Below are 928 nucleotides of genomic sequence, written 5' to 3' on the forward strand. Positions count from 1 at the left end.
GAATCTGTGCTGGTGAAGGAGGCCAGCATGGATGGGTCACCCTCTCTCTATGGATTTGCGCGTGCGGCTTCTGGCGGCGATTGATGGCGGGCTGAGTTGCCGAGCGGCGGCGGTGCGGTTTGGTGTGGCGCCATCGACGGCGATCCGTTGGCAGGCGCAGAGGCGCGAGACGGGTGCCTTTGCTTCCAAGCCGCAAGGTGGCGACATGCGATCCCGCCGAGTGGAGGAGCGAGCGGCTGACATTTTGGCCTTGTGGGAGGCGCGCAAGGACATCTCGCTCGAAGAGCTGCGCATTGCCTTGGCCGAAGCGGGTCTGACGGTATCGGTTGCCGGGCTGCACCGCTTCTTCGCGCGGCGGGGCATGACGCGCAAAAAAAGACTGGGCATGCCATCGAGCAAGACCGCCCCGACGTCCTGAGGCAGCGCCACGACTGGTTCGAGAGCCAGGTCGATCTGGAACCGGAACGCTTGGTGTTCATCGACGAGACGTGGACCGCCACCAACATGACCCGCAGCCACGGCCGTTGTGCCAGAGGCGAGCGGCTACAGATGGGATACCCACATGGCCATCGCAAGACCACTACGCTGGTCGCGGGCCTCCGCATGAGCGGCATGGTTGCGCCGATGGTGCTGGACGGCCCGATCAACGGTGACTGGTTCGAAGCCTATGTGGCGCAGGTTCTCCTGCCGGAACTACGGCCCGATGACATCGTCATCATGGACAATCTCTCGAGCCACAAGCGACCTGCGATACGTGAGCGGATCGAGGCGGCTGGGGCAACGCTGCGCTTCCTGCCGCCCTATAGTCCCGACTTCAACCCGATCGAGAAGGCCTTTTCCCGCCTCAAGGCCATGCTCCGAAAAGCAGGCGAGCGCACCGTCAGCGGCCTGTGGGGCCTCATCGGCAGGCTCGTCGACATCTTCCAGC

Annotated in this window: 1 protein-coding gene; it reads left to right on the forward strand. The window is 64.1% G+C overall.

Annotated elements, in window-relative coordinates; translation table 11 throughout:
- Positions 1-31: 31 nt before the first annotated feature.
- Positions 32-928 (forward strand): IS630 family transposase gene (locus PYV00_RS24060; RefSeq protein WP_275230871.1). Its coding sequence is split into 2 segments (ribosomal slippage), with 898 coding nucleotides annotated over them: positions 32-377 and positions 377-928; the frame shifts between segments, so codons are not numbered across the junction. This gene is flagged as partial in the annotation.

It is taken from the genome of Novosphingobium album (ex Liu et al. 2023), assembly GCF_029076845.1.
In the GTDB taxonomy this organism is placed as follows: Bacteria; Pseudomonadota; Alphaproteobacteria; order Sphingomonadales; family Sphingomonadaceae; genus Novosphingobium.